16 protein-coding genes are annotated in these 23,203 nt (G+C 65.8%); 15 read left to right on the top strand and 1 reads right to left on the bottom strand.

The annotated features are described in order from the left end of the window. Positions 1-145 precede the first annotated feature (145 nt). The 5 genes from rpoB (at position 146) to ACQ66R_RS03510 (ending at position 12,225) form a co-directional block, all read left to right on the top strand. Positions 146-4,219 carry a DNA-directed RNA polymerase subunit beta gene (gene rpoB / locus ACQ66R_RS03530; protein WP_430419288.1) on the top strand — a complete coding sequence of 1,358 codons (4,074 nt, stop codon included), beginning with the start codon at positions 146-148 and terminating at the stop codon, positions 4,217-4,219. Between the two features lie 98 nt (positions 4,220-4,317). Next, positions 4,318-8,508 (top strand): DNA-directed RNA polymerase subunit beta', encoded by a 4,191-nt coding sequence (rpoC, locus tag ACQ66R_RS03525; RefSeq protein ID WP_430419286.1) that lies wholly within the window; start codon positions 4,318-4,320, stop codon positions 8,506-8,508. A gap of 161 nt (positions 8,509-8,669) precedes the next feature. Continuing rightward, positions 8,670-10,616, top strand: a complete 1,947-nt coding sequence (locus tag ACQ66R_RS03520) for an alpha/beta hydrolase family protein (protein ID WP_430419284.1) — start codon at positions 8,670-8,672, stop codon at positions 10,614-10,616. Between the two features lie 64 nt (positions 10,617-10,680). Beyond that, on the top strand, positions 10,681-11,010 hold the full coding sequence (locus ACQ66R_RS03515; RefSeq protein ID WP_430419282.1) for a zf-TFIIB domain-containing protein: 330 nt from the start codon (positions 10,681-10,683) through the stop codon (positions 11,008-11,010). 108 nt (positions 11,011-11,118) lie between these two features. After that, complete coding sequence (locus ACQ66R_RS03510) at positions 11,119-12,225, top strand: ferritin-like domain-containing protein (protein ID WP_430419280.1); 1,107 nt, start codon at positions 11,119-11,121, stop codon at positions 12,223-12,225. Here the strand turns inward: ACQ66R_RS03510 and ACQ66R_RS03505 are convergent, their stop codons facing one another. Next, a complete protein-coding gene (locus tag ACQ66R_RS03505; RefSeq protein WP_430419278.1) occupies positions 12,226-12,951 on the bottom strand; it encodes a hypothetical protein in 726 nt (241 codons plus the stop codon). It abuts the gene before it with no gap. 397 nt (positions 12,952-13,348) lie between these two features. On the opposite strand from ACQ66R_RS03505, the gene rpsL reads away from it, so the two are divergent. From rpsL to ACQ66R_RS03455, 10 genes are all read left to right on the top strand, one after another. After that, positions 13,349-13,720 (top strand): 30S ribosomal protein S12, encoded by a 372-nt coding sequence (gene rpsL / locus ACQ66R_RS03500; RefSeq protein ID WP_430419276.1) that lies wholly within the window; start codon positions 13,349-13,351, stop codon positions 13,718-13,720. 11 nt (positions 13,721-13,731) lie between these two features. Next, positions 13,732-14,205 carry a 30S ribosomal protein S7 gene (rpsG, locus tag ACQ66R_RS03495; RefSeq protein WP_293361953.1) on the top strand — a complete coding sequence of 158 codons (474 nt, stop codon included), beginning with the start codon at positions 13,732-13,734 and terminating at the stop codon, positions 14,203-14,205. 105 nt (positions 14,206-14,310) lie between these two features. After that, on the top strand, positions 14,311-16,389 hold the full coding sequence (gene fusA / locus ACQ66R_RS03490) for an elongation factor G (RefSeq protein WP_430419274.1): 2,079 nt from the start codon (positions 14,311-14,313) through the stop codon (positions 16,387-16,389). Positions 16,390-16,498: 109 nt separating this feature from the next. After that, a complete protein-coding gene (gene tuf, locus ACQ66R_RS03485; protein WP_430419272.1) occupies positions 16,499-17,689 on the top strand; it encodes an elongation factor Tu in 1,191 nt (396 codons plus the stop codon). 172 nt (positions 17,690-17,861) lie between these two features. After that, positions 17,862-19,907, top strand: coding sequence for a DUF3857 domain-containing protein (locus ACQ66R_RS03480; protein ID WP_430419270.1), 2,046 nt, complete (start codon positions 17,862-17,864; stop codon positions 19,905-19,907). A gap of 87 nt (positions 19,908-19,994) precedes the next feature. Beyond that, a complete protein-coding gene (locus ACQ66R_RS03475) occupies positions 19,995-20,840 on the top strand; it encodes a GIN domain-containing protein (protein ID WP_430419268.1) in 846 nt (281 codons plus the stop codon). Positions 20,841-21,156: 316 nt separating this feature from the next. Further along, complete coding sequence (gene rpsJ, locus ACQ66R_RS03470) at positions 21,157-21,462, top strand: 30S ribosomal protein S10 (protein ID WP_068876686.1); 306 nt, start codon at positions 21,157-21,159, stop codon at positions 21,460-21,462. Positions 21,463-21,475: 13 nt separating this feature from the next. Continuing rightward, entirely contained in the window at positions 21,476-22,261 is a 786-nt protein-coding gene (rplC, locus tag ACQ66R_RS03465; RefSeq protein ID WP_430419265.1) for a 50S ribosomal protein L3, read from the top strand. Next, complete coding sequence (gene rplD, locus ACQ66R_RS03460; protein ID WP_430419263.1) at positions 22,261-22,899, top strand: 50S ribosomal protein L4; 639 nt, start codon at positions 22,261-22,263, stop codon at positions 22,897-22,899. Before rplC ends, rplD begins: the two co-directional genes overlap by 1 nt. Positions 22,900-22,904: 5 nt before the next feature. After that, entirely contained in the window at positions 22,905-23,201 is a 297-nt protein-coding gene (locus ACQ66R_RS03455; RefSeq protein ID WP_293364430.1) for a 50S ribosomal protein L23, read from the top strand. The last annotated feature ends 2 nt before the right edge of the window (positions 23,202-23,203 follow it).

Raw genomic sequence — 23,203 nt, 5'->3', positions numbered from 1 at the left:
CTAGCCCTCCGACCATGCGAAGGGGCGCTCCCGACGATACAGGGAGCATTCCAGCGTCCGGCTCCCGTAAGGGAGATCCGAGGGTGGACGCAGGATAAACACTCGACGCCCGGAGTCCGTCTCCTGGCGTCCTCAAGGGATCAAAATGGCGCAATCCTTCACCGGCAAGAAGCGGATTCGGTTCTCGTTCGGCCGCATTCCTGAAGCTGTGCAGATGCCGAACCTGATCGAGGTTCAGCGCTCATCTTACGAGCAGTTCCTGCAGCGCGAAGTCCGCGCCGGCGAACGGCGCGAAGAGGGCATCGAGGCGGTCTTCAAGTCCGTCTTCCCGATCAAGGACTTCAACGAACGCGCGGTGCTCGAGTACGTCTCGTACGAGTTCGAAGAGCCGAAGTACGACGTCGAGGAATGCGTCCAGCGCGACATGACCTATGCCGCGCCGCTGAAGGTGAAGCTGCGCCTCATCGTCTTTGAAACCGACGAAGAGACGGGCGCCCGCTCCGTGAAGGACATCAAGGAGCAGGACGTCTACATGGGCGATATCCCGCTCATGACGGAGAAGGGCACCTTCATCGTCAACGGGACCCAGCGCGTCATCGTCTCGCAGATGCACCGCTCGCCGGGCGTCTTCTTCGACCACGACAAGGGCAAGACCCACGCCTCGGGCAAGCTGCTGTTCGCCGCGCGCGTGATCCCGTACCGCGGCTCGTGGCTCGACTTCGAATTCGACGCCAAGGACATCGTCTACGTCCGCATCGACCGTCGCCGGAAGCTGCCGGCCACGACCTTCCTCATGGCCCTGGGCATGGACGGCGAGGAGATCCTCTCGACGTTCTACAAGACCGTCGCCTACGAGAAGAAGACGGCCGGCTGGTCGACCGCCTACATCCCCGAGCGCTGGCGCGGCGTGAAGCCGGAGTTCCCGCTGATCGACGCCGACAGCGGCGAAGAGATCGCTCCGGCCGGCACGAAGATCTCGGCCCGCAACGCCAAGAAGTTCGCCGACGCGGGCCTCAAGACCCTGCTGCTGCCGCCCGAGGCCCTGAACGGCCGCTATCTGGCGCGCGACCTCGTGAACTACCAGACCGGCGAGATCTACGCCGAAGCCGGCGACGAGCTGGACGCGGGCCTGCTGGTGAGCCTGGAAGAGCAGGGCTTCACCACCATGGACGTGCTCGACATCGACCACGTCACCATCGGCGCCTACATCCGCAACACCCTGCGGGTCGACAAGAACACCGTCCGCGAGGACGCCCTGTTCGACATCTATCGCGTCATGCGTCCGGGCGAGCCGCCGACGGTGGAAGCCGCCGAGGCCATGTTCAAGTCGCTGTTCTTCGACGGCGAGCGCTACGACCTGAGCTCGGTCGGCCGCGTGAAGATGAACATGCGTCTGGAGCTGGACTGCCCCGACGACGTGCGCATCCTGCGCAAGGAAGACGTGCTGGCGGTGCTCGAGACCCTGGTCGGCCTGCGGGACGGCAAGGGCGAAATCGACGACATCGACAACCTGGGCAACCGCCGGGTCCGTTCGGTTGGCGAACTGCTCGAGAACCAGTACCGCGTCGGCCTGCTCCGCATGGAGCGCGCGATCAAGGAGCGCATGAGCTCGGTCGATATCGACACGGTCATGCCGCACGACCTGATCAACGCCAAGCCGGCGGCCGCCGCCGTCCGTGAATTCTTCGGCTCCTCGCAGCTGTCGCAGTTCATGGACCAGACGAACCCGCTGTCGGAAATCACCCACAAGCGCCGCCTGTCGGCCCTTGGCCCGGGTGGTCTGACCCGCGAGCGCGCCGGCTTCGAAGTCCGCGACGTGCACCCGACCCACTACGGCCGGATCTGCCCGATCGAAACGCCGGAAGGCCCGAACATCGGCCTGATCAACTCGCTCGCCACCCACGCGGTGGTGAACAAGTACGGCTTCATCGAGAGCCCCTACCGGCGCATCCGTGACGGCAAGACGACCGAAGAGGTCGTCTACATGTCGGCCATGGAAGAGGCGAAGCACGTCATCGCCCAGGCCAACATCAAGCTCGACAACGGCTCGATCGTCGACGACCTGGTCCCCGGCCGGGTGAACGGCGAGCCCTCGCTGCTGCCCAAGGAGCAGGTCGACCTGATGGACGTGTCGCCGAAGCAGGTCGTCTCGGTGGCCGCCTCGCTGATCCCGTTCCTCGAAAACGATGACGCCAATCGCGCCCTCATGGGCTCGAACATGCAGAAGCAGGCCGTGCCGCTCATCCAGTCGGATGCGCCCCTGGTCGGCACCGGCATGGAGAGCATCGTGGCCGTCGACTCCGGCGCCGTGGTCGTGGCCCGCCGCACCGGCGTGGTCGAGCAGATCGACGGGACCCGGATCGTCGTGCGTGCGACGGACGAACTCGACCCCACCAAGCCGGGCGTCGACATCTACCGCCTGCAGAAGTTCCAGCGCTCGAACACCTCGACCTGCATCAACCAGCGTCCGCTGGTTCAGGTGGGCGACAAGATCAAGGCCGGCGACGTCATCGCCGACGGCCCGTCGACCGAGCTGGGCGAACTGGCTCTGGGCCGGAACACGCTCGTCGCGTTCATGCCCTGGAACGGCTACAACTTCGAGGACTCGATCCTGATCTCGGAGCGCATCGTGCGCGACGACATCTTCACCTCGATCCACCTCGAGGAATTCGAGGTCATGGCCCGCGACACCAAGCTGGGCCCGGAAGAAATCACCCGCGACATCCCGAACGTGGGCGAGGAAGCCCTGCGCAACCTCGACGAGGCGGGCATCGTGGCCATCGGCGCCGAGGTGATGCCGGGCGACATCCTGGTCGGCAAGGTGACGCCGAAGGGCGAGAGCCCGATGACCCCGGAAGAGAAGCTGCTGCGCGCCATCTTCGGCGAAAAGGCTTCGGACGTCCGCGACACGTCTCTGCGTCTGCCCCCGGGCGTCGCCGGCACGGTCGTCGAAGTCCGCGTCTTCAACCGGCACGGCGTCGACAAGGACGAACGCGCCCTGGCCATCGAACGGGCGGAAATCGACCGTCTGGGCAAGGACCGCGACGACGAGTTCGGCATCTTGAACCGCAACATGACCAGCCGCCTGCGCGAGCTGCTCGTGGGCAAGAACGCCGTGTCGGGCCCCAAGGGCCTGGCGCGCGGCAAGATCGAAGCCGACAAGCTGGAAGAGATTTCGCCGGGCCTGTGGTGGCAGATCGCCCTCGACGACGAGAAGGCGATGGGCGAGCTGGAGGCCATGCGCCGGCAGTTCGACGAAGGCCGTAAGCGCCTGGATCGCCGCTTCGAGGACAAGGTCGACAAGCTGCAGCGCGGCGACGAACTGCCCCCGGGCGTGATGAAGATGGTCAAGGTGTTCGTGGCGGTGAAGCGCAAGCTGCAGCCGGGCGACAAGATGGCCGGCCGTCACGGCAACAAGGGCGTCATCTCCAAGATCCTGCCGATCGAGGACATGCCGTACCTGGAGAACGGCCAGCACGTCGACATCGTGCTGAACCCGCTGGGCGTGCCGTCGCGCATGAACGTGGGCCAGATCTTCGAGACCCACCTGGGTTGGGCTTCGGCCGGCCTGGGCAAGCAGGTCGCCGACCTGCTGGAGGCGTGGCAATACGGCGGCGGCCAGCGTCAGGCGCTGCTCGACTACCTGCGCGACGCCTACGGTCCCGACGAGGAGCTGCCGGACACGGACGAGGAACTCATCGAGCTGGCCAAGAACCTCTCGAAGGGCATTCCGTTCGCGACCCCGGTCTTCGACGGCGCCCACATCGACGACATCGAAAACCTGCTGGAGAAGGCGGGCCTCGACCGGTCGGGTCAGTCGTACCTGTACGACGGCCAGACGGGCGAGCGGTTCAAGCGTCCGGTCACGGTCGGCTACATCTACATGCTGAAGCTGCACCACCTGGTCGACGACAAGATCCACGCTCGCTCGATCGGCCCGTACAGCCTCGTCACCCAGCAGCCGCTGGGCGGTAAGGCCCAGTTCGGCGGTCAGCGTTTCGGGGAAATGGAAGTCTGGGCTCTGGAAGCCTACGGCGCCGCCTACACCCTGCAGGAAATGCTGACGGTGAAGTCGGACGACGTGGCCGGCCGGACCAAGGTCTACGAAAGCATCGTCCGTGGCGACGACACCTTCGAGGCCGGGATCCCGGAAAGCTTCAACGTGCTGGTCAAGGAGATGCGCTCCCTGGGCCTGAACGTGGAGCTGGAGAACAGCTGACGGTTTGCAGAGCCCTCCCTCGGTGACGGGGGAGGGCGCTCCGCCACTCCGCCCAGCTCTGACGAAATTTCGCGGCGCACGCCGCAGAAGGAACCAAGATGAACCAGGAAGTCCTGAACATCTTCAACCCGGTCCAGGCCGCTCCGACCTTCGACCGCATCCGCATCGCTCTGGCCTCGCCGGAGAAGATCCGCTCGTGGTCGTTCGGCGAGATCAAGAAGCCCGAGACCATCAACTACCGCACGTTCAAGCCGGAACGTGACGGCCTGTTCTGCGCCCGCATCTTCGGTCCGACGAAGGACTACGAGTGCCTGTGCGGCAAGTACAAGCGCATGAAGTACAAGGGCATCATCTGCGAGAAGTGCGGGGTCGAAGTGACCCTGGCGCGCGTCCGCCGCGAGCGGATGGGCCACATCGAGCTGGCCTCGCCGGTCGCGCACATCTGGTTCCTGAAATCGCTGCCCAGCCGCATCGCGCTGATGCTGGACATGGCGCTGAAGGACATCGAACGCGTCCTGTACTTCGAGCACTACATCGTCACCGAGCCGGGCCTCACCCCGCTGAAGCAGCACCAACTGCTGAGCGAGGACGACTACCTGCGCTTCCAGGAAGAGTTCGGCGACGACAGCTTCACCGCCGAGATCGGCGCCGAGGCGGTCCAGGGCCTGCTGAAGGGCATCGAGCTCGAGAAGGTGGCCGAGCAGCTCCGCGAGGAGCTGAAGACGACCACCTCGGAAATGAAGCTCAAGAAGGCGTCCAAGCGCCTGAAGCTCATGGAGAGCTTCCTCGAGAGCAACAACAAGCCCGAGTGGATGGTGCTGACGGTGATCCCCGTGATCCCGCCGGAACTGCGCCCGCTGGTGCCGCTGGACGGCGGCCGCTTCGCGACCTCGGACCTGAACGACCTCTATCGCCGGGTCATCAACCGGAACAACCGCCTGAAGCGCCTCATCGAGCTGCGCGCGCCGGACATCATCATCCGCAACGAGAAGCGGATGCTGCAGGAAGCCGTCGACGCCCTGTTCGACAACGGCCGCCGCGGCCGCGTGATCACGGGCGCCAACAAGCGTCCGCTGAAGTCGCTGGCCGACATGCTGAAGGGCAAGCAGGGCCGGTTCCGCCAGAATCTGCTGGGCAAGCGCGTCGACTACTCGGGCCGTTCGGTCATCGTGGTGGGTCCCGAGCTGAAGCTGCACGAGTGCGGCCTGCCCAAGAAGATGGCGCTCGAGCTGTTCAAGCCGTTCATCTACGCGCGCCTGGACGCCAAGGGCCTGTCGGGCACCGTGAAGCAGTCCAAGCGCATGGTGGAGCGTGAGCAGCCCGCGGTCTGGGACATCCTGGACGAGGTGATCCGCGAGCACCCGGTTCTGCTGAACCGCGCGCCGACGCTGCACCGCCTGGGCATCCAGGCGTTCGAGCCCAAGCTGATCGAGGGCAAGGCCATCCAGCTTCACCCGCTGGTCTGCGCCGCCTTCAACGCGGACTTCGACGGCGACCAGATGGCCGTCCACGTGCCGCTCTCGCTGGAAGCCCAGCTGGAAGCGCGCGTGCTGATGATGAGCACGAACAACATCCTGTCGCCGGCCAACGGCCGTCCGATCATCGTGCCGTCGCAGGACATCGTCCTGGGTCTCTATTACCTGTCCCTGGTCAAGGACGGCGAGCCGGGCGAGGGCAAGGCGTTCAACGACCTGAACGAGATCGACCAGGCGCTCGACGCCGGGATCGTGACCCTGCACACCAAGATCCGTGCGCGGCACTCCGAGATGGACGCCGAGGGCAACCTGATCCGCAAGGTGATCGAGACGTCGCCGGGTCGGATGAAGATCGCCGCCCTGTTCCCGCACCATCCGGCGGTCGGTCACCGGCTTCTCGAGAAGAACCTGACCAAGAAGGAAATCGGCAATCTGATCGACACCGTCTACCGCCACTGCGGTCAGAAGGCGACGGTCATCTTCGCCGACCAGATCATGGGCCTGGGCTTCCGCGAGGCGGCCAAGGCGGGGATCTCCTTCGGCAAGGACGACATCGTCATCCCGGCTCGCAAGGCCCCGATCGTCGAAGAGACCCGCAAGCTCGTGGAAGAGTACGAGCAGCAGTACGCCGACGGTCTGATCACCAAGGGTGAGAAGTACAACAAGGTCGTCGACGCGTGGGCCAAGGCCACCGACCGCGTCGCCGACGAGATGATGGCCGAGGTCAGCTCCGCGCCGGTGATCAATGGTCGCCAGTCGGAGATCAACTCGATCTTTATGATGAGCAACTCGGGCGCCCGCGGTTCGCAGGCCCAGATGAAGCAGCTCGGCGGGATGCGCGGCCTGATGGCCAAGCCGTCCGGCGAGATCATCGAGACGCCGATCATCTCGAACTTCAAGGAAGGCCTGACCGTCCAGGAGTACTTCAACTCCACCCACGGCGCCCGTAAGGGCCTGGCCGACACCGCGCTGAAGACGGCGAACTCGGGCTACCTGACCCGCCGCCTCGTCGACGTGGCGCAGGACTGCATCATCACCGAGGAAGACTGCGGCACCACGCGCGGCATCACGCTGCGCGCCGTGGTCGAGGGCGGCGACGTGCTGGTCTCGCTGGGCCAGCGCATCCTGGGTCGCTTCGCGGCCGAGGACGTGAAGGACCCGGGCACCAACGACGTCATCGTTCCCGCCGACACCTACCTCGACGAGAACATGTGCGACCTGGTGGAGAACGCCGGCGTCCAGTCGGTGAAGATCCGCTCGGTGCTGACCTGCGACACCAAGGTCGGCGTCTGCGGCGCCTGCTACGGTCGCGACCTGGCCCGCGGCACGCCGGTGAACATCGGTGAAGCGGTCGGCGTCATCGCCGCCCAGTCCATCGGCGAACCCGGCACCCAGCTGACGATGCGGACCTTCCACATCGGCGGCACCGCCCAGGTGGCCGAGCAGTCGTTCTTCGAAAGCGCCAACGAAGGCATCGCGCGGATTTCGGGCGGCAACACCGTGGTCGCAGCCGACGGCGGCCTGATCTCGATGAGCCGCAACCTGACCCTGACCGTCCAGGTCGATGGCAAGGACCGCGAGTCCTACAAGGTGCCGTACGGCGCCCGCCTGCAGGTCAAGGACGGCGACAAGGTCAAGCGCGGCCAGCGCCTGGCCAGTTGGGACCCCTACACCACGCCGATCATTACCGAAGTCGGCGGCAAGGTGAGGTTCGAGGACTTGGTCGAGAACTTCTCGTTCCGCGAGGAGGCCGACGAGGCCACGGGCATCTCCAACCGCGTGGTCATCGACTGGCGCGCCAGCTCGAAGGGTTCGGACCTGCGTCCGGCCATGTCGGTGCTGGACGAGAACGGCGCCTACAAGCGCCTGTCGAACGGCGGCGAGGCCCGATACCTGCTCCCGGTGGGCGCCATTCTCTCCATCGGCGACGGTGACGAGGTGAAGCCCGGCGAGATCATGGCGCGTATCCCGACCGAGAGCGCCAAGACCCGCGACATCACCGGCGGTCTGCCGCGGGTGGCCGAGCTGTTCGAAGCCCGTCGTCCGAAGGATTGCGCGGTCATCGCCGAGATGGACGGTCGCGTCGAGTTCGGCCGCGACTACAAGAACAAGCGCCGCATCAAGATCACCCCGGAAGACGGTGGCGAGGCGGTCGAGTTCCTGATCCCGAAGGGCAAGCACATCGCGGTCCACGACGGCGACGTGATCCGGAAGGGCGAGTACATCATCGACGGCAACCCGGATCCGCACGACATCCTGCGCATCCAGGGCATCGAGGCGCTGGCCGAGTTCCTGGTGAACGAGATCCAGGAGGTCTACCGACTGCAGGGCGTGCCGATCAACGACAAGCACATCGAGACGATCGTGCGCCAGATGCTGCAGAAGGTGGAAATCCTCGACGCGGGCGACACCGGCCTGCTGAAGGGCGACCACCTCGAGAAGCTGGACGTCGAAGACGAAAGCGCCAAGGCGGAATCCCGTGGCGGTCGTCCGGCGATCACCCAGCCGGTGCTGCTCGGCATCACGAAGGCGTCGCTGCAGACCCGCAGCTTCATCTCCGCGGCGTCGTTCCAGGAAACCACCCGCGTCCTCACCGAGGCCGCGGTCCAGGGCAAGAGCGACACCCTCGAGGGCCTGAAGGAGAACGTGATCGTGGGCCGCCTGATCCCGGCGGGCACGGGCTCGTACCTGCGCAACCTGCAGCGGATCGCCGCCAAGCGCGACGAAGCGCTGACGGCCAGCCGCGAGGAGGCCATGGAGCCGCTCCCGATCGAGATCGCCGACGCCGCCGAGGCCGAGACGGTCGAATCCTAAACCTCTCCAGTAACAGTCACGCGTAGCGAGCGGCCCGGGAGCAATCCCGGGCCGCTTTGTTTTGCGAACGAGCGCTCATCACCGGCCAAGCTTGATCTAGTCGGGCCCCAAGTTGCGCGGTTAGGATGCGACTCGTTGGGGAGCATCCGGGGGTAGCGTTCATGAAGTCTCTGTGGCTGGCGGCCGTGGCCGCCTGCATCGTCACGCCTGCGCACGCCGCGCCGCCGCCGGCCTCGGCCTTCGGGCGGGTCCCTGCGGTCGTCGATGCAGCGATCTCGCCGAACGGCCAGCGTGTCGCGATCCTGGGCGGCACCTCCGAGCAAAGGGTCATCTCGATCGCCACGATCGACCAGCCCGGTCTGCCGATCCTCCAGTTGGGCGAAGTGGAGGCCACCCGGCTGCGGTGGGCGGGCGACGACAACGTGATCGCAAGCATCGCCTTCTGGCACAACGCGGGGCCGAAGCAGTTCTACCGCATCGAGCGCCACGTCACGGTGACGCCGCAGGCGAAGGCCATCGCCCGCTTCTTCGAGAACGCCACGACCAGCCAGTACCTGGTGGGCGGGCAGCCCATCGTGGGCGTCACGTCCGGCTCTCCCGCCCGCGTGCTGGTCAATGACCTCGCCGAGGGGATGGGCTCGGACTCGATGAACACGCGCATGAAGCGCAAGGGGCTCGAGAACGCGAGCGTGCGGGCGATCTGGAGCATCGATCCGGCGACGGGCAAGGGTCGGATCGTCGAACGCGGCGACTACGACACCGTGAGCTGGGATGTCGACCTCTCCGGCGAGGCGCGGGTGCGCGTCGACGTGGATGAACTGACGCACAAGGCTGCGTTCTACGCCCGCGCCAAGGGCAAGTCGCAGTGGGCGCAATTCTGGACCCAGACGTCCGGTGGGCCGGAGCCCCACATGTTGGGCTATTCCGAGCCCGAGGACGCGGTCTACTTCGAACGCGAGGGCAAGCTGTTGCGCCGCCGGTTGGCCGACGGCGTTGAAGAGGCGGTCAGCGACGGCGGACCCTCCATGGGCCTGATCTGGGATGTTCACCGCAACGGCGTGGCGGGGATCGCGACCGGCGCGGAGAAGTCCGCCGTGCAGTGGCTGGATCCCGAGGTCGGCGCGGCCCACGGCGTGCTGTCACGCGCCTTCAAGGGCCGTCAGGTGACGCTGGCCGGCTGGTCCGCGGATCGCACGCGCTTCATGGCGCGGGTGTCCTCACCGGCGGCGCCGGGAGGCTGGTACCTCTATGACCGCGCCCGCAAGGAGGTCTCCCCGCTGGGTGAGGAGTATCCCGAGCTGAAGGACGCCACCTTCGGCACGACGCGATGGATGACCTACAAGGCCCGCGACGGCCTGGAGATCCCCGCCTACGTGACGCGTCCGCCTGGTGCGGCGCCCGACGCCAGGCTGCCCCTGATCGTGCTGCCGCACGGGGGGCCGGCGGCCCGCGACGACTACGACTTCGACTACCTTGCGCAGTTCCTGGCGACCCGTGGCTATGTCGTGCTGCAGCCGCAGTTCCGGGGCTCGGCCGGCTTCGGCGACGCCTTCCAGGAGGCCGGGCGAGGGGAGTGGGGCGGCAAGGTGCAGACCGACCTGCTGGATGGTGTCGCGGCTCTGGCCGCAGCGGGCGAGATCGACGCCTCGCGGGTGTGCATCGTCGGCGCGAGCTTCGGCGGGTACTCGGCCCTCTCGGGCGTAGCGCTGCATCCCGACGCCTACCGGTGCGCAGCCTCGATCGCCGGGATCGGGGACCTGGGGCAGTTCCTATCGGAGGAGGCGCGCCTCTACGGTCGAGCCAGCGCGGGCTTCGAGGATCTTCGCGGCCAATTGGGCGCCAGCGACGGCAACAAGATCCTCGCGATGTCGCCGGCTCGCCAGGTGGGGGCCATCAAGGCGCCGATCCTGCTGATCCACGGCGACAAGGACACAGTCGTGCTGCCGAGCCAGTCGCAGCTGATGGCTGATCGGCTCAAGGCGGCCGGCAAGCCCCATGAGCTGGTGATGCTGGCCGACGAGAACCACTACCTCACCCGGACGGCGACGCGCACGCAGGCTCTCGAGTCGATCGAGCGGTTCCTGGCGAAGAACCTGCCTCTGAATTGACATGGCCCCCTTGGCATACGCGTATGAGTTACTAGATCACGCGTACACCCAAAGGAGACCGCTGGTGCCCCTGCTGCTCTGCCCGAACTGCAACACCTCGATGCAGAACGTGAACCGTTCCGGCGTGGACATCGACATGTGCCCCAGCTGTCGGGGCGTGTGGCTGGATCGCGGCGAGCTGGAAAAGTTGCTCGAAGGCCAACGCGAGGAGCGAAGCGGCCAGCAGCATGACCGGCAGCGCTTCGAACGCGAGATTTCGGACTTCCACCGTGACCCCGACGATTGGAAGCGCAGGCATCCCTATGACCAGAAGTACGGCGGCCACCGCTACGATGACGACTATCACTATCGGAAGAAGAAGAAGGGCTTCGACATCTTCGACATTTTCGACTGACGAGGCTTGAGGGCGACGATGCCTCGCTCTTGATCTGCATCAAAGATGACGCCTGCGTCATTTTTATGATCTCCGGAAACCCGCATGAGGCGGGCAAGGGAGATCGCGATGCTACAGGTGCAAGAGGTCAAAGGGCCCCCATCCGACGTCCAGTACTTCGATGAGGACGAACTCGCCCATCGCCTGAGCGACCACGACGTCGAGGTGATCCGCGAGATCTTCCGCACGCCGCTCACGGGCTCGTACAACTGGGACTACGAGGCCGCCAACAGTCGGATCCGCCGGCTCTATGAGCTGGGGAAGCGGTTCAACTGGAACTCCGAACTGGACGTCGATTGGACTTTGAAGGCCGAGCCGCGCCAACCGGCGGACGGCGAGGGGCCGGAAGGATTCAAGGACCACCCGAAATGGAAGGCGCTTTCGGCGGAACAACGCGCGGACTTCATGCGCCGCACGTCGGCCCAGACGCTGTCGCAGTTCCTGCACGGAGAGCAGGGCGCCCTCATGGTGGCGTCCCAGTTGGTGAGCTGCGCGCCGACGCACGACGCCAAACTCTACGCCGCCTCGCAGACCTTCGACGAAGCGCGCCACGTGGAGGTCTTCCACCGCTACCTGATGGAGCGGTGCCACATGATCTATCCGATCAACCCCAACCTGAAGTTCCTGCTCGACAAGGTGCTCACCGACGAGCGCTGGGATCTGAAGTTCATCGGCATGCAGATCCTCATCGAGGGACTAGCGCTGGCGGCGTTCCAGACGATCCACGAGACCACGCCCGACCCGTTGCTGAAGCAGGTCGTCGGCCTGGTGATGCGTGACGAAGGCCGGCACGTGGCGTTCGGCGTGAACTATCTGGAAGACTGGATCCGGGCTCTGCCGCAGGAACAGATCGAGGAGCGCGCGCAGTTCGCCTACGAGGCCTGCGTCGTGATGAAGAACCGGCTGATCTCCACCAACGTCGCCGAAGAGTTCGGCTTCACCCGCGAGGAGGCGCTCGAGATCAATGCCAGGAGTCAGGGCGGACAGGCGTTCCGCAAGTTCCTCTTCGAACGGATGATCCCCAACCTGAAGCGGGTGGGCCTGCTGACCGACGCCATCCGGCCGAGGTTCGAGGAGCTGGGCGTGCTCGAGTTCGAGAACCTGCAGCATGACGGCGCCATCGACTGGGCCGTCCTTGAAGCGCCGCTGGAAATGAAGGCGCGCATCGCGGCCTGATCAGAACGGAACCCTGAGCTCACGGCGGGCGTCGTTGCCAGTCATGCGGCCCAGATCGTCGCTGGAGGCGCCCATGCCCTTGTTCGGGTCGCCGGGGCGCTCGATCGCTCCGGCGTTGCGGCCCGTACTGGCGGCGCCGCTGCCGGTCGGCGCGGCCGAGCGCTTGTAACCGTAGTCCTGCTCCTTGCGGCGCGCGGCGGCCTCGAGTGCGGAAGCCTTGTCGCGGTCCACGCCCAGGCCCAGCACCGGCGCGCTGCGGCCCGCGGCGCCAAAGCGGTCCAGACAGCCCTCGCGCTCGGCGCGGGTGAGGTTGGAGTCGTCGCAGTTCAGCCGCGAACGCAGGGCGTTGCGGGCATTCGCCGCAAAGGCGTCTTCCTGGCTGGGCAGGGTCAGGACGCGGGGGCCAGTTGCGGGCGCGGCGCGCTCCTGCGCCGGCCGCGCCGCCTCGACAGGCGCAACCAGAGGCGCAATCGGCGGCGCCTGGTCGGCGTAGGGCTGCGGGCGGCGATGCAGGCGGATCGGGGTCGCCTTGGCGCCCGGCGCGGCGTTCGCCGGCGGCACGCGGGGCAGGATCAGGACGGGGATCACCGCTTCAGGCGGGCCGGAGTCCTCGGTCGGCGCGCGCAGCCTGGGCGCGTGCAGGGCTACGGCGGCCAGCAGCACGGCGTGAACGGCCACCGAGGCCGCCACGATCGCGTACTTCCGGCTCGGACGCGCCGCCGGCATCGCTTCTCCCTGTTCCCCGAGGCGCCGCCCAAAAGACAGCGACTGCTCCAACCCGCGGGCGCGCCATCGGGTGGCGCATCCGCATACACGTGATCCGGCGGCGCGCCGGAGCTAGGCCTTAGGGAAAGGGCTGCGGCGAGGCGAATTGATGGCCATGGCGCATCCGGCCGCAGTGCAGCGCACGAGATTGACGCGCCGCCCCTTCCCGACTATGTAGCGCGCTCTTTCGAGGCCGGGGATTCTTCCCAGCTCCGATGAGCCGCTCCCGTCGGAACGCCCGCAATGGCGATCCGGCGATTGTTCGCGTTTCGTCGGTCGGTTTCGAAGCCGAAGAACCACAACGATCCAACCGAGGCGCCCCGGCCAAACGGCACACGCCTCCACGAAGCGAGATTAGATGCCGACAGTCAACCAGCTCATCCGCAAGCCCCGGCAGAACAAGCCGGTGCGGAACAAGGTCCCGGCCCTGAAGGGTTGCCCGCAGCGCCGCGGCGTGTGCACCCGGGTCTACACCACGACCCCGAAGAAGCCGAACTCGGCTCTGCGTAAGGTCGCCAAGGTGCGCCTGACGACCGGCATCGAAGCTGTGTGCTACATCCCCGGCGAAGGCCACAACCTTCAGGAACACTCGGTGGTCCTGATCCGTGGCGGCCGCGTGAAGGACTTGCCCGGCGTCCGTTATCACATCCTGCGCGGCGTGCTCGACACGCAAGGCGTCAAGGATCGTCGCCAGCGCCGTTCGCTCTACGGCGCCAAGCGTCCGAAGTAAGGAATTCAGAGATGTCCCGTCGCCGTCGCGCAGACAAACGAGTCGTCCTTCCCGATCCGAAGTTCGGGGATCTCGTCGTTACGAAGTTCATGAACTACGTGATGTACGAAGGTAAGAAGGCCGTGGCCGAAACCATCGTCTATGGCGCCTTCGATATCCTCGAAGCCCGCCGCAAGGATCTGGCCCCGCTGGACACCTTCCACACTGCCCTGGAAAACGTGGCTCCGGCCATCGAAGTGCGCAGCCGCCGGGTCGGCGGCGCCACCTACCAGGTGCCGGTCGAAGTTCGCCCCGAACGCCGCAAGGCGCTGGCCATCCGCTGGCTGATCAGCGCGGCGCGCAAGCGCGGCGAGAACACCATGACGGAAAAGCTGGCCGGCGAACTGCTGGACGCCTCGTCCAACCGCGGTTCGGCCGTCAAGAAGCGTGAAGACACGCACAAGATGGCCGAAGCCAACCGGGCGTTCTCGCACTACCGCTGGTAAGCCCGACCACCAAGTGAGCTTTCCGGCGCGGGCGGTTTGAGATAAACCGCCCGCGCCGTTCGTTCAGCCGCTCCCCGAACAGCCCCTTTTCGCAAGGCATCCGCTATGCCCCGCACGCATAAAATCGAAGACTACCGCAACTTCGGCATCATGGCGCACATCGACGCCGGGAAGACGACGACGACCGAGCGGATCCTCTACTACACCGGCAAGTCCCATAAGATCGGCGAAGTCCACGACGGCGCCGCGACCATGGACTGGATGGAGCAGGAGCAGGAACGCGGCATCACGATCACGTCGGCCGCGACGACCGCCATCTGGAACGGCAAGCGCCTGAACATCATCGACACCCCCGGGCACGTCGATTTCACCATCGAGGTCGAACGCTCGCTGCGCGTGCTCGACGGCGCCGTCGCGGTGCTGGACGGGAACCAGGGCGTGGAGCCGCAGACCGAGACGGTTTGGCGCCAGGCCGACCGCTACAACGTCCCGCGGATCGTGTTCGTCAACAAGATGGACAAGATCGGCGCCGACTTCCAGATGTGCCTGAAGACCATCCGCGAGCGTCTGGGCGTGAAGGCCGTGCCGATCCAGCTGCCGATCGGCGCTGAAGCGAGCCTGAAGGGCGTTGTGGACCTGGTCCGCATGAAGGCCGTTGTTTGGGACTCGGAAGGCCTCGGTGCGAACTACCACGACGAAGAGATCCCGGCCGACATGAAGGCGGAGGCCGAAGAGGCCCGCAATTACATGATCGAGAACGCCGTCGAGCTCGATGACGACGCTATGGAAGCCTATCTGTCGGGCGAGGAACCCTCGGAAGAGGTGATCAAGAAGTGCCTCCGTAAGGCGGTGCTGAGCGGCGCGTTCTACCCGATCCTCGCGGGCTCGGCCTTCAAGAACAAGGGCGTGCAGCCGCTGCTGGACGCCGTGGTCGACTACCTGCCGTCGCCGGTGGACATCCCGCCGACGCCGGGCCTGGACTACAAGACCGAAGAGCCCGTGGTCCGTAAGGCGTCGGACGACGAGCCGCTGTCGATCCTGGCGTTCAAGATCATGGACGACCCGTTCGTGGGCTCGCTCACCTTCTGCCGCATCTACTCGGGCAAGCTCGAGACCGGCATGGGCCTGCTGAACTCGACGCGCGACAAGCGCGAGCGTGTCGGCCGCATGCTGCTGATGCACTCGAACAACCGCGAAGACATCAAGGAAGCCCACGCCGGCGACATCGTCGCGCTGGCCGGCCTCAAGGACACCCGCACGGGCGACACGCTGTGCGACCCGACCAAGTCGCCGGTCATCCTCGAGAAGATGAACTTCCCCGAGCCGGTGATCGAGATCGCGATCGAGCCGAAGTCTAAGGCCGACCAGGAAAAGCTGGGCGTCGCCCTGGCCAAGATGGTCGCGGAGGATCCGTCCTTCACCGTCTTCACCGACCAGGAGTCGGGCCAGACGATCATGAAGGGCATGGGCGAGCTTCACCTCGACATCAAGGTCGACATCCTGAAGCGGACCTACAAGGTCGAAGCCAACATCGGCGCGCCGCAGGTGGCCTATCGCGAGAGCCTGGGTAAGGCGACCGATATCGACTACACGCACAAGAAGCAGACCGGCGGTACGGGCCAGTTCGCCCGCGTGAAGATCAAGTTCGAGCCGGGCGAGCCCGGGTCGGGCTTCGTCTTCGAGAACACCACGGTCGGCGGCTCGGTGCCGAAGGAATACGTTCCCGGCGTTCAGAAAGGCCTGGAGTCGGCCAAGGAAAACGGCCTGCTGGCCGGCTTCCCGCTCATCGACTTCAAGGCGACGCTGTACGACGGCGGCTTCCACGACGTGGACTCCTCGGTCCTGGCCTTCGAAATCGCCGCCCGCGCCGCCTTCAAGGAGCTCCGCGAAAAGGGCGCCCCGAAGCTGCTCGAGCCGATCATGAAGGTCGAGGTTCTGACCCCCGACGAGTACATGGGCGACGTCATCGGCGACCTGAACTCGCGTCGTGGCCAGATCCAGGGCACTGAGACCCGCGGCAACGCGCAGGTGGTCACGGCCTTCGTGCCGCTGGCCAATATGTTCGGCTACATCAATACCCTGCGGTCGTTCTCCCAAGGGCGCGCGCAGTTCACGATGCAATACGATCACTATGACCCGGTGCCGCAAGTCGTCGCCGACGAAGTGATCAAGAAGTACGCCTAGCGTTTCTCGTCCGAGAAACGCCAACCCAGAGTTTGGACGATCTCCCCGGAGATCGTCTGGGCCCCAACCCTAGTTTAGAGGACAAGCCCGGACAGGGCTGGAGCTTGAAATGGCCAAAGAGAAGTTCGAACGTAACAAGCCGCACTGCAACATCGGCACGATTGGTCACGTTGACCATGGGAAGACGACGCTGACGGCGGCGATCACGATGACGCTGGCGAAGGCGGGTCATGCGAAGGCGATGTCGTACGCGGACATCGACGCGGCGCCGGAAGAGAAGGCGCGTGGGATCACGATTAACACGGCGCACGTGGAGTATGAGACGGACAACCGTCACTACGCGCACGTGGACTGCCCGGGTCACGCCGACTACGTGAAGAACATGATCACGGGTGCGGCGCAGATGGACGGCGCGATCCTGGTGGTGTCGGCGGCGGACGGTCCGATGCCGCAGACGCGTGAGCACATCCTGCTGGCCCGTCAGGTGGGCGTGCCGGCGCTGGTGGTGTTCATGAACAAGGTGGACATGGTCGACGACGAGGAGCTGCTGGAGCTGGTGGAGATGGAAGTTCGCGAACTTCTGTCGAGCTACGAGTTCCCGGGCGACGACATCCCGATCACGAAGGGCTCGGCGCTGGCGGCGGTCGAGGGTCGCAACCCGGAGATCGGCGAGACGAAGATCCTGGAGCTGATGGCTTCGGTGGATGCGTACATTCCGCAGCCGGAGCGTCCGGTGGACCAGCCGTTCCTGATGCCGGTGGAAGACGTGTTCTCGATCTCGGGCCGCGGCACGGTGGTGACGGGTCGTATCGAGAAGGGCGTGGTGAAGGTCGGCGAGGAAGTCGAGATCGTCGGCATCCGCGACGTTCAGAAGACGACCTGCACGGGCGTCGAGATGTTCCGCAAGCTGCTGGACCAGGGCCAGGCGGGCGACAACGTGGGCGTGCTGCTGCGCGGCACCAAGCGTGAAGACGTCGAGCGGGGCCAGGTGCTCTGCAAGCCGGGCTCGATCACGCCGCACACCGAGTTCACGGCGGAAGCCTACATCCTGACGAAGGAAGAGGGTGGCCGTCACACGCCGTTCTTCACCAACTATCGTCCGCAGTTCTACTTCCGCACGACGGACGTGACGGGGATCATCAAGCTGAAGGAAGGCGTGGAGATGATCATGCCCGGCGACAACGCCGAGCTGAACATCGAGCTGATCACGCCGATCGCCATGGACCAGGGCCTGCGCTTCGCCATCCGCGAAGGCGGCCGCACGGTGGGTTCGGGCGTCGTCACCAAGATCGTAAAGTAAGCGCCCTAGCGCTCACAACACAGACGAACGAGAGGGCCGCTGGAGCAATCCAGCGGCCCTTTTCTTTCAACCCGAAGGCGTTCAGCGACGTCTTGCAACCCAAACGCTGATGTTCTCTAGTCGTGCCCGACCGGCCCGGCGTAGGGGCCGCGACCGCTGGGGGGCGATCTGCGTGTCTGAAGTTCCATGGGCCTCCGCGGCGGCGCGGGTGGGGTTCGAGCCTGCGCCTGAGTGGGCGCTTCTACCACCCATCGACACCACCCTTCGGCCGCCCCCCGAGCGCAGCGAAGAGGGACGCTACCACTGGCTTAGCGATTCGCAGCTGCAGCTCTCCGATGACGGTCAAACCTGGCTGTCACGCTCGGCGTTCGAGGTGACAAGCCCGGCTGGGCTGCAGGGGGCAGGGAGCCTTAGCCAGGACTTCGATCCCGCCTTCCAGAAGTTGTCGTTCCACTTCGTGCGCATCATTCGCGATGGCGTCGCTCGTGAGATCGATGTCAGCGCGAGTCTCGAAGTCTTGCGGCGTGAGCGGGACATGGAGCGGGCCATGTTCGATGGACGCCTGACGGGACACGTGTCGATCCCGGATGTGCGGGTCGGCGACATCTTGGATCTTTGTCACAGCGTGCGTGGCCAAAACCCGGTGCTCGCCGGACGCTTCGCAGCGGAATGGCGGTTCAACTGGACGTGCTGGGTTGGCGAGACGCAGGTTCGTCTCCTGGCTCCGGACCACCGGACCTTTCACATCCAGTCCTGGAACCAAGCGCCTGAGTGCGTCGTGGAGCAGCTACCGGGCGGGGTGATCGCCAGGACCTGGCGGGCGTTGGCCACTGAGCCGGCCACGCTGGAGCCGGTCGCTCCGAGCTGGGCGCGGCAATTGGCGACGGTCCGGGTCAGCGATCTGATGTCTTGGGGCGACGTCGCGAACGCCTTCCGCGGCTACTACGAGGCCCAGCCGTTGCCGGCCGAGCTCGAGGAAGAGGTCGCTGCGATCAAGGCGCAGAGCGACGACCCGGCCGTCCGGGCCGTCCTGGCGCTCCGCCTTGTGCAGGGGGCCTTGCGCTATCAGTCCGTCACGATCGGCGACGGAGGGTTCGTGCCGCGCGATATCGCGGCGGTTTGGTCCTCCCGCGCCGGCGATTGCAAGGACTCCTCGCGCCTTTTGGCTGCGCTGCTGGGTCGACTGGGGCTGGAGGCAACGCCTGCGCTCGTCAACATCTACAAAGGCGAAGTGTTGGGCGATGAGGCGCCCAGTCTCGTGTCGTTTGATCACTGCATCGTCCGCCTCACTCTGGATGGGGCGCGTTACTGGCTCGACCCGACCAGTTACCCTCAGGGCGGCCGACTGGCGGTCGTGTGCCAGCCCCGGCTGGGTAAAGCGCTCCCGCTCGTTGCGGACGCCGAGCTCGAAGACATGGGTCGTGATGCGGTCAGCGACAGTCTCACCACGTCCGAGATCTACACCCTTCCCATCCTCGCCGATGGGCTGGGAGAGATTACGATCGATACGATCCACCACGGCTGGCGGGCCGATCTCATGCGTCGTCGACTGGCCGGCGGCATCGGAGTGGTGACGCGGGAGTTCCTGGCGTTTTACGAGCGGCGATATGGCGCCGTGACTGCAATCGCGCCGCTTGAGGTCACGGACGACCTGGAGGGAAACAGCATCCGGATCGTCGAGCGGTACCAGGCACCACAGATCTGGGGCGTGAACTCTGGCCGAGACTACGCTGTATTCGAGACATTCGACGACGCGTTCAGTCCTTTTCTGCCCGGCCTTGCAGGCGATCAGCGGCGGTGGCCAATCGATCTGGGAATGCCTCTCCGGGCGAAGAGTACGATCGAGATTCGATCCCCCGTCGCCGCGCCGGCCTCGGAGTGGGACATCGCTGTAGCCGGCCCGGGCATCTCGGCGGCTTCAAAGTTCATGGCGGTCGACACAGCGAAGGGTGTTCTGCGACTGGAGCGCAGCCTCGTTTTCGAACAGCCAATCGTGGCCCCGGAGCTTGTGGGGAAGTACGCCGCGTTCCGAGATGACGTGCTGCGCAACTCCAATGTGCGCGTGCATCACCCTGTCAGAGCAGGGCGGATCGTGGCGGCCGCTGCGTCAGCCTCGGAGAGCGGGGGCTTCTGGTCCGTCTTCTGGTGGATCGTCGGCGGGCTTTGGGTCCTGGGGCTGCTGGCTCGCGTCATGTCCGCGGGGGCCGCGCCGTCGTGACGTCTCTGTCATGACCTCGAATTAAGCTGTGGCCCGAGCACGCCGCGACTAGCTTCCCCTCACAACGTTTCGACTTGGGAGAGGACGATGCGTCTTCAGACGACCCTGCTGGCCGCTGTGGCCGCCACCTTCGCCGCCGGCTCTGCCGCGACCTCGGCTCAGGCCGCCACGGTCGAGATCGAGGACGCGGTGGCGCGCGTCACGGTCGTTCCCGAGAACCGCAAGGACATCAAGGTCGAGATCATCTCGGCCAACCCCCGTCTGCCATTGAAGGTGAGGACGATGGGGGACCGAACGATCGTGGACGGCGATCTCGACCGGAAGATCCGGTCCTGCAAGAGCTCAGGCGAGACCGCCAACGTCCATGTCCGCGGGGTAGGGGACGTGAGCTGGTCCGAGATGCCGCAGGTCGTTATCCGCACGCCGCGAGACGTGAAGGTCGAGGCCGGCGGCGCCGTCTTCGGATCGGTGGGCCGCTCGGCCACGTTGGAGCTGGGCAACGCTGGCTGTGGGGACTGGACGATCGCCAACGTCGAAGGCGCGGCGCGGGTAAGCCAGGCGGGATCGGGCGACACCCGCATGGGCGCCTCGGGACAGCTGCGGGTCCGCGTCGCCGGGTCCGGGGATGTCGCCGCCGCCGACGTCAGGGGCGCCCTGGACGTCAATATCGCAGGCTCGGGCTCGGCCAGCGTGCGTTCGGTCAATGGCCCCCTGGAGGTAAGCATCGCCGGCTCAGGCGACGTCGAGATCGCCGGAGGACGGGCCACCACCATGAAGGTGTCGGTGGCCGGCTCTGGCGACGTGGACTTCCGCGGCTCGGCCGACAGCCTGCGGGCCCGCATCGCTGGATCGGGCGACGTCCACGCCAGCGAGGTCAAAGGCGAGATCTCGAAAACAATCATGGGCTCGGGCTCGGTCCGCGTCGGGGGTTAGCTTCGGAGGGCCGCCAGAGCACCGTTCGCCGCACTCGCGCCCCTTGACGGGGCCGAGTCGCATCGGTATTACCGCGCCTCCTGTTGGACCGGCTGTGTGCTTCGAAGTGATTTGAAGTACAGACGCGGACCGCGGAACGACCTGAGACAGTGCTAAATTCTAGCGTTTCGGGAAAGGCCCTCGCGGGTTTCGCGTGGGGCCCAATTCGTTTGTGCGGACTTTCGCGTACGGGCTCTCATCTGAGGGTTCGGGCTGGTCTTTGAAATGGTCAAGGTCACGCGGGCGCCCGCCGTCTGTAGGGAAACGTAAGAGCGATATGGCTCAAAACATTCGCATCAGGCTCAAAGCCTTCGATCACCGCGTGCTGGACCATTCCACCCGCGAGATCGTGAACACGGCCAAGAGGACCGGCGCCGCTGTGCGTGGTCCCATTCCGCTGCCCACGCGCATCGAGAAGTTCACCGTCAACCGTTCGCCGCACATCGACAAGAAGTCGCGCGAGCAGTTTGAAATCCGCACGCACAAGCGCGTGCTCGATATCGTCGACCCCACCCCGCAGACCGTGGACGCGCTGATGAAGCTCGACCTGTCCGCCGGCGTGGACGTCGAGATCAAGCTCTAAGGGGATTGATCCGATGCGTACCGGCGTAATCGCCAAGAAACTCGGTATGGCCCGCTTCTTCGACGAAGCCGGCGCCCACGTACCGGTGACCGTGCTCAGCCTCGAGGGCTGCCAGGTCGTCGCCCAGCGCACCCAGGACAAGGACGGCTACGTGGCCCTCCAGCTTGGCGCGGGCTCCAAGAAGCCGAAGAACACCTCCAAGGCCATGCGCGGCCACTTCGCCAAGGGCGAAGTCGAGCCGAAGCACAAGCTGGTCGAGTTCCGGGTGTCTGAGGACAACCTGATCGACGTGGGCGCGGAAATCACCGCCGACCACTTCGTCGCGGGCCAGAAGATCGATGTCACGGCCACTACGGTCGGTAAGGGCTTCGCCGGCGCCATGAAGCGCTGGAACTTCGGCGGCCTTCGCGCCACGCACGGTGTGTCGGTCTCGCACCGTTCGCACGGTTCTACCGGTCAGCGTCAGGACCCGGGTCGTACCTTCAAGGGCAAGAAGATGGCGGGCCACCTCGGCTCGGAAACCGTCACCACCCTGAACGTCACCGTCTGGCGCGTCGACGTCGAGCGCGGCCTGATCCTGGTGAAGGGCTCCGTTCCCGGCACCGAAGGCACCTACGTGAAGGTCCGCGACGCGGTGAAGTCGGCGCTGCCGGCCGAAGCCCCGAAGCCGGGCGCCTTCAAGTCCGCCGGTCAGCCGACCCCGGTTCAAGCCGCCGCGGAAACGCCGGCCGACGAACCCGCGGTGACCGAAGCCCCGGCCGCTGAGGCCGCGGCGACCGAAGCTGGGGATCAAGCGTAATGAAACTCGACGTCATCAAGCTCGACGGCGGGAAGGGCGGCTCGATCGAGCTGGCCGACGATATCTTCGGCATCGAAGAGATCCGCGGCGACATCCTGCAACGCGTCGTCACCTGGCAGCTGGCCAAGCGCCGCTCGGGCAACCACAAGGTCCAGGTCCGCAACGAGGTCTCCCGGACCTCGAAGAAGATGTACAAGCAAAAGGGCACCGGCGGCGCCCGTCACGGCTCGCGCCGGGCGGCTCAGTTCGTCGGCGGCGCCCGGGCCCACGGTCCGGTCGTCCGCAGCCACGCGTTCGACCTGCCCAAGAAGCTCCGCGCCCTGGCCCTGCGCCATGCGCTGTCTTCGAAGGCCAAGGACGGCTCGCTGATCGTGCTGGACACGGTCTCGATCGCCGACCCCAAGACTGCCGCCCTGCGCGCTCAGCTGTCGAACCTGGGCGTCTCGAACGCTCTGTTCATCGCCGGCGCCGAGGTGGACAAGAACTTCGGCCTGGCCGCCCGCAACATCCCCAACGTGGATGTGCTGCCGAACGCCGGCCTGAACGTCTACGACGTGCTGCGTCGCCAGACCCTCGTCCTGACCAAGGACGCGGTGGCCGCGATTCAGGCGCGCTTCCAGCCTGAGGAGGCCGCGTGATGGCCGTGGAACCCACCGCTCGTCACTACGACACCATCCTGTCTCCGATCATCACGGAGAAGGCGACCCTGCTCTCGGAGCACAACAAGGTCGTCTTCCGCGTGGCCGGCGACGCCACCAAGGACGAGATCGCTGCTGCGGTCGAGGCGCTGTTCAAGGTCAACGTCACGAAGGTCAATACGATCAACGTGAAGGGCAAGACCAAGCGGTTCCGCGGCATCGTGGGCCGGCGCTCCGACGTCAAGAAAGCGATCGTGACGCTGGCCGACGGCCAGTCGATCGACATCACTACGGGGCTCTAAAC

Source organism: Phenylobacterium sp., assembly GCF_965284355.1.
Lineage (GTDB): Bacteria > Pseudomonadota > Alphaproteobacteria > Caulobacterales > Caulobacteraceae > Phenylobacterium.
The sequence above is the reverse complement of the archived record's forward strand: the minus strand, read 5'-3'. Positions and strand labels throughout refer to the sequence as shown.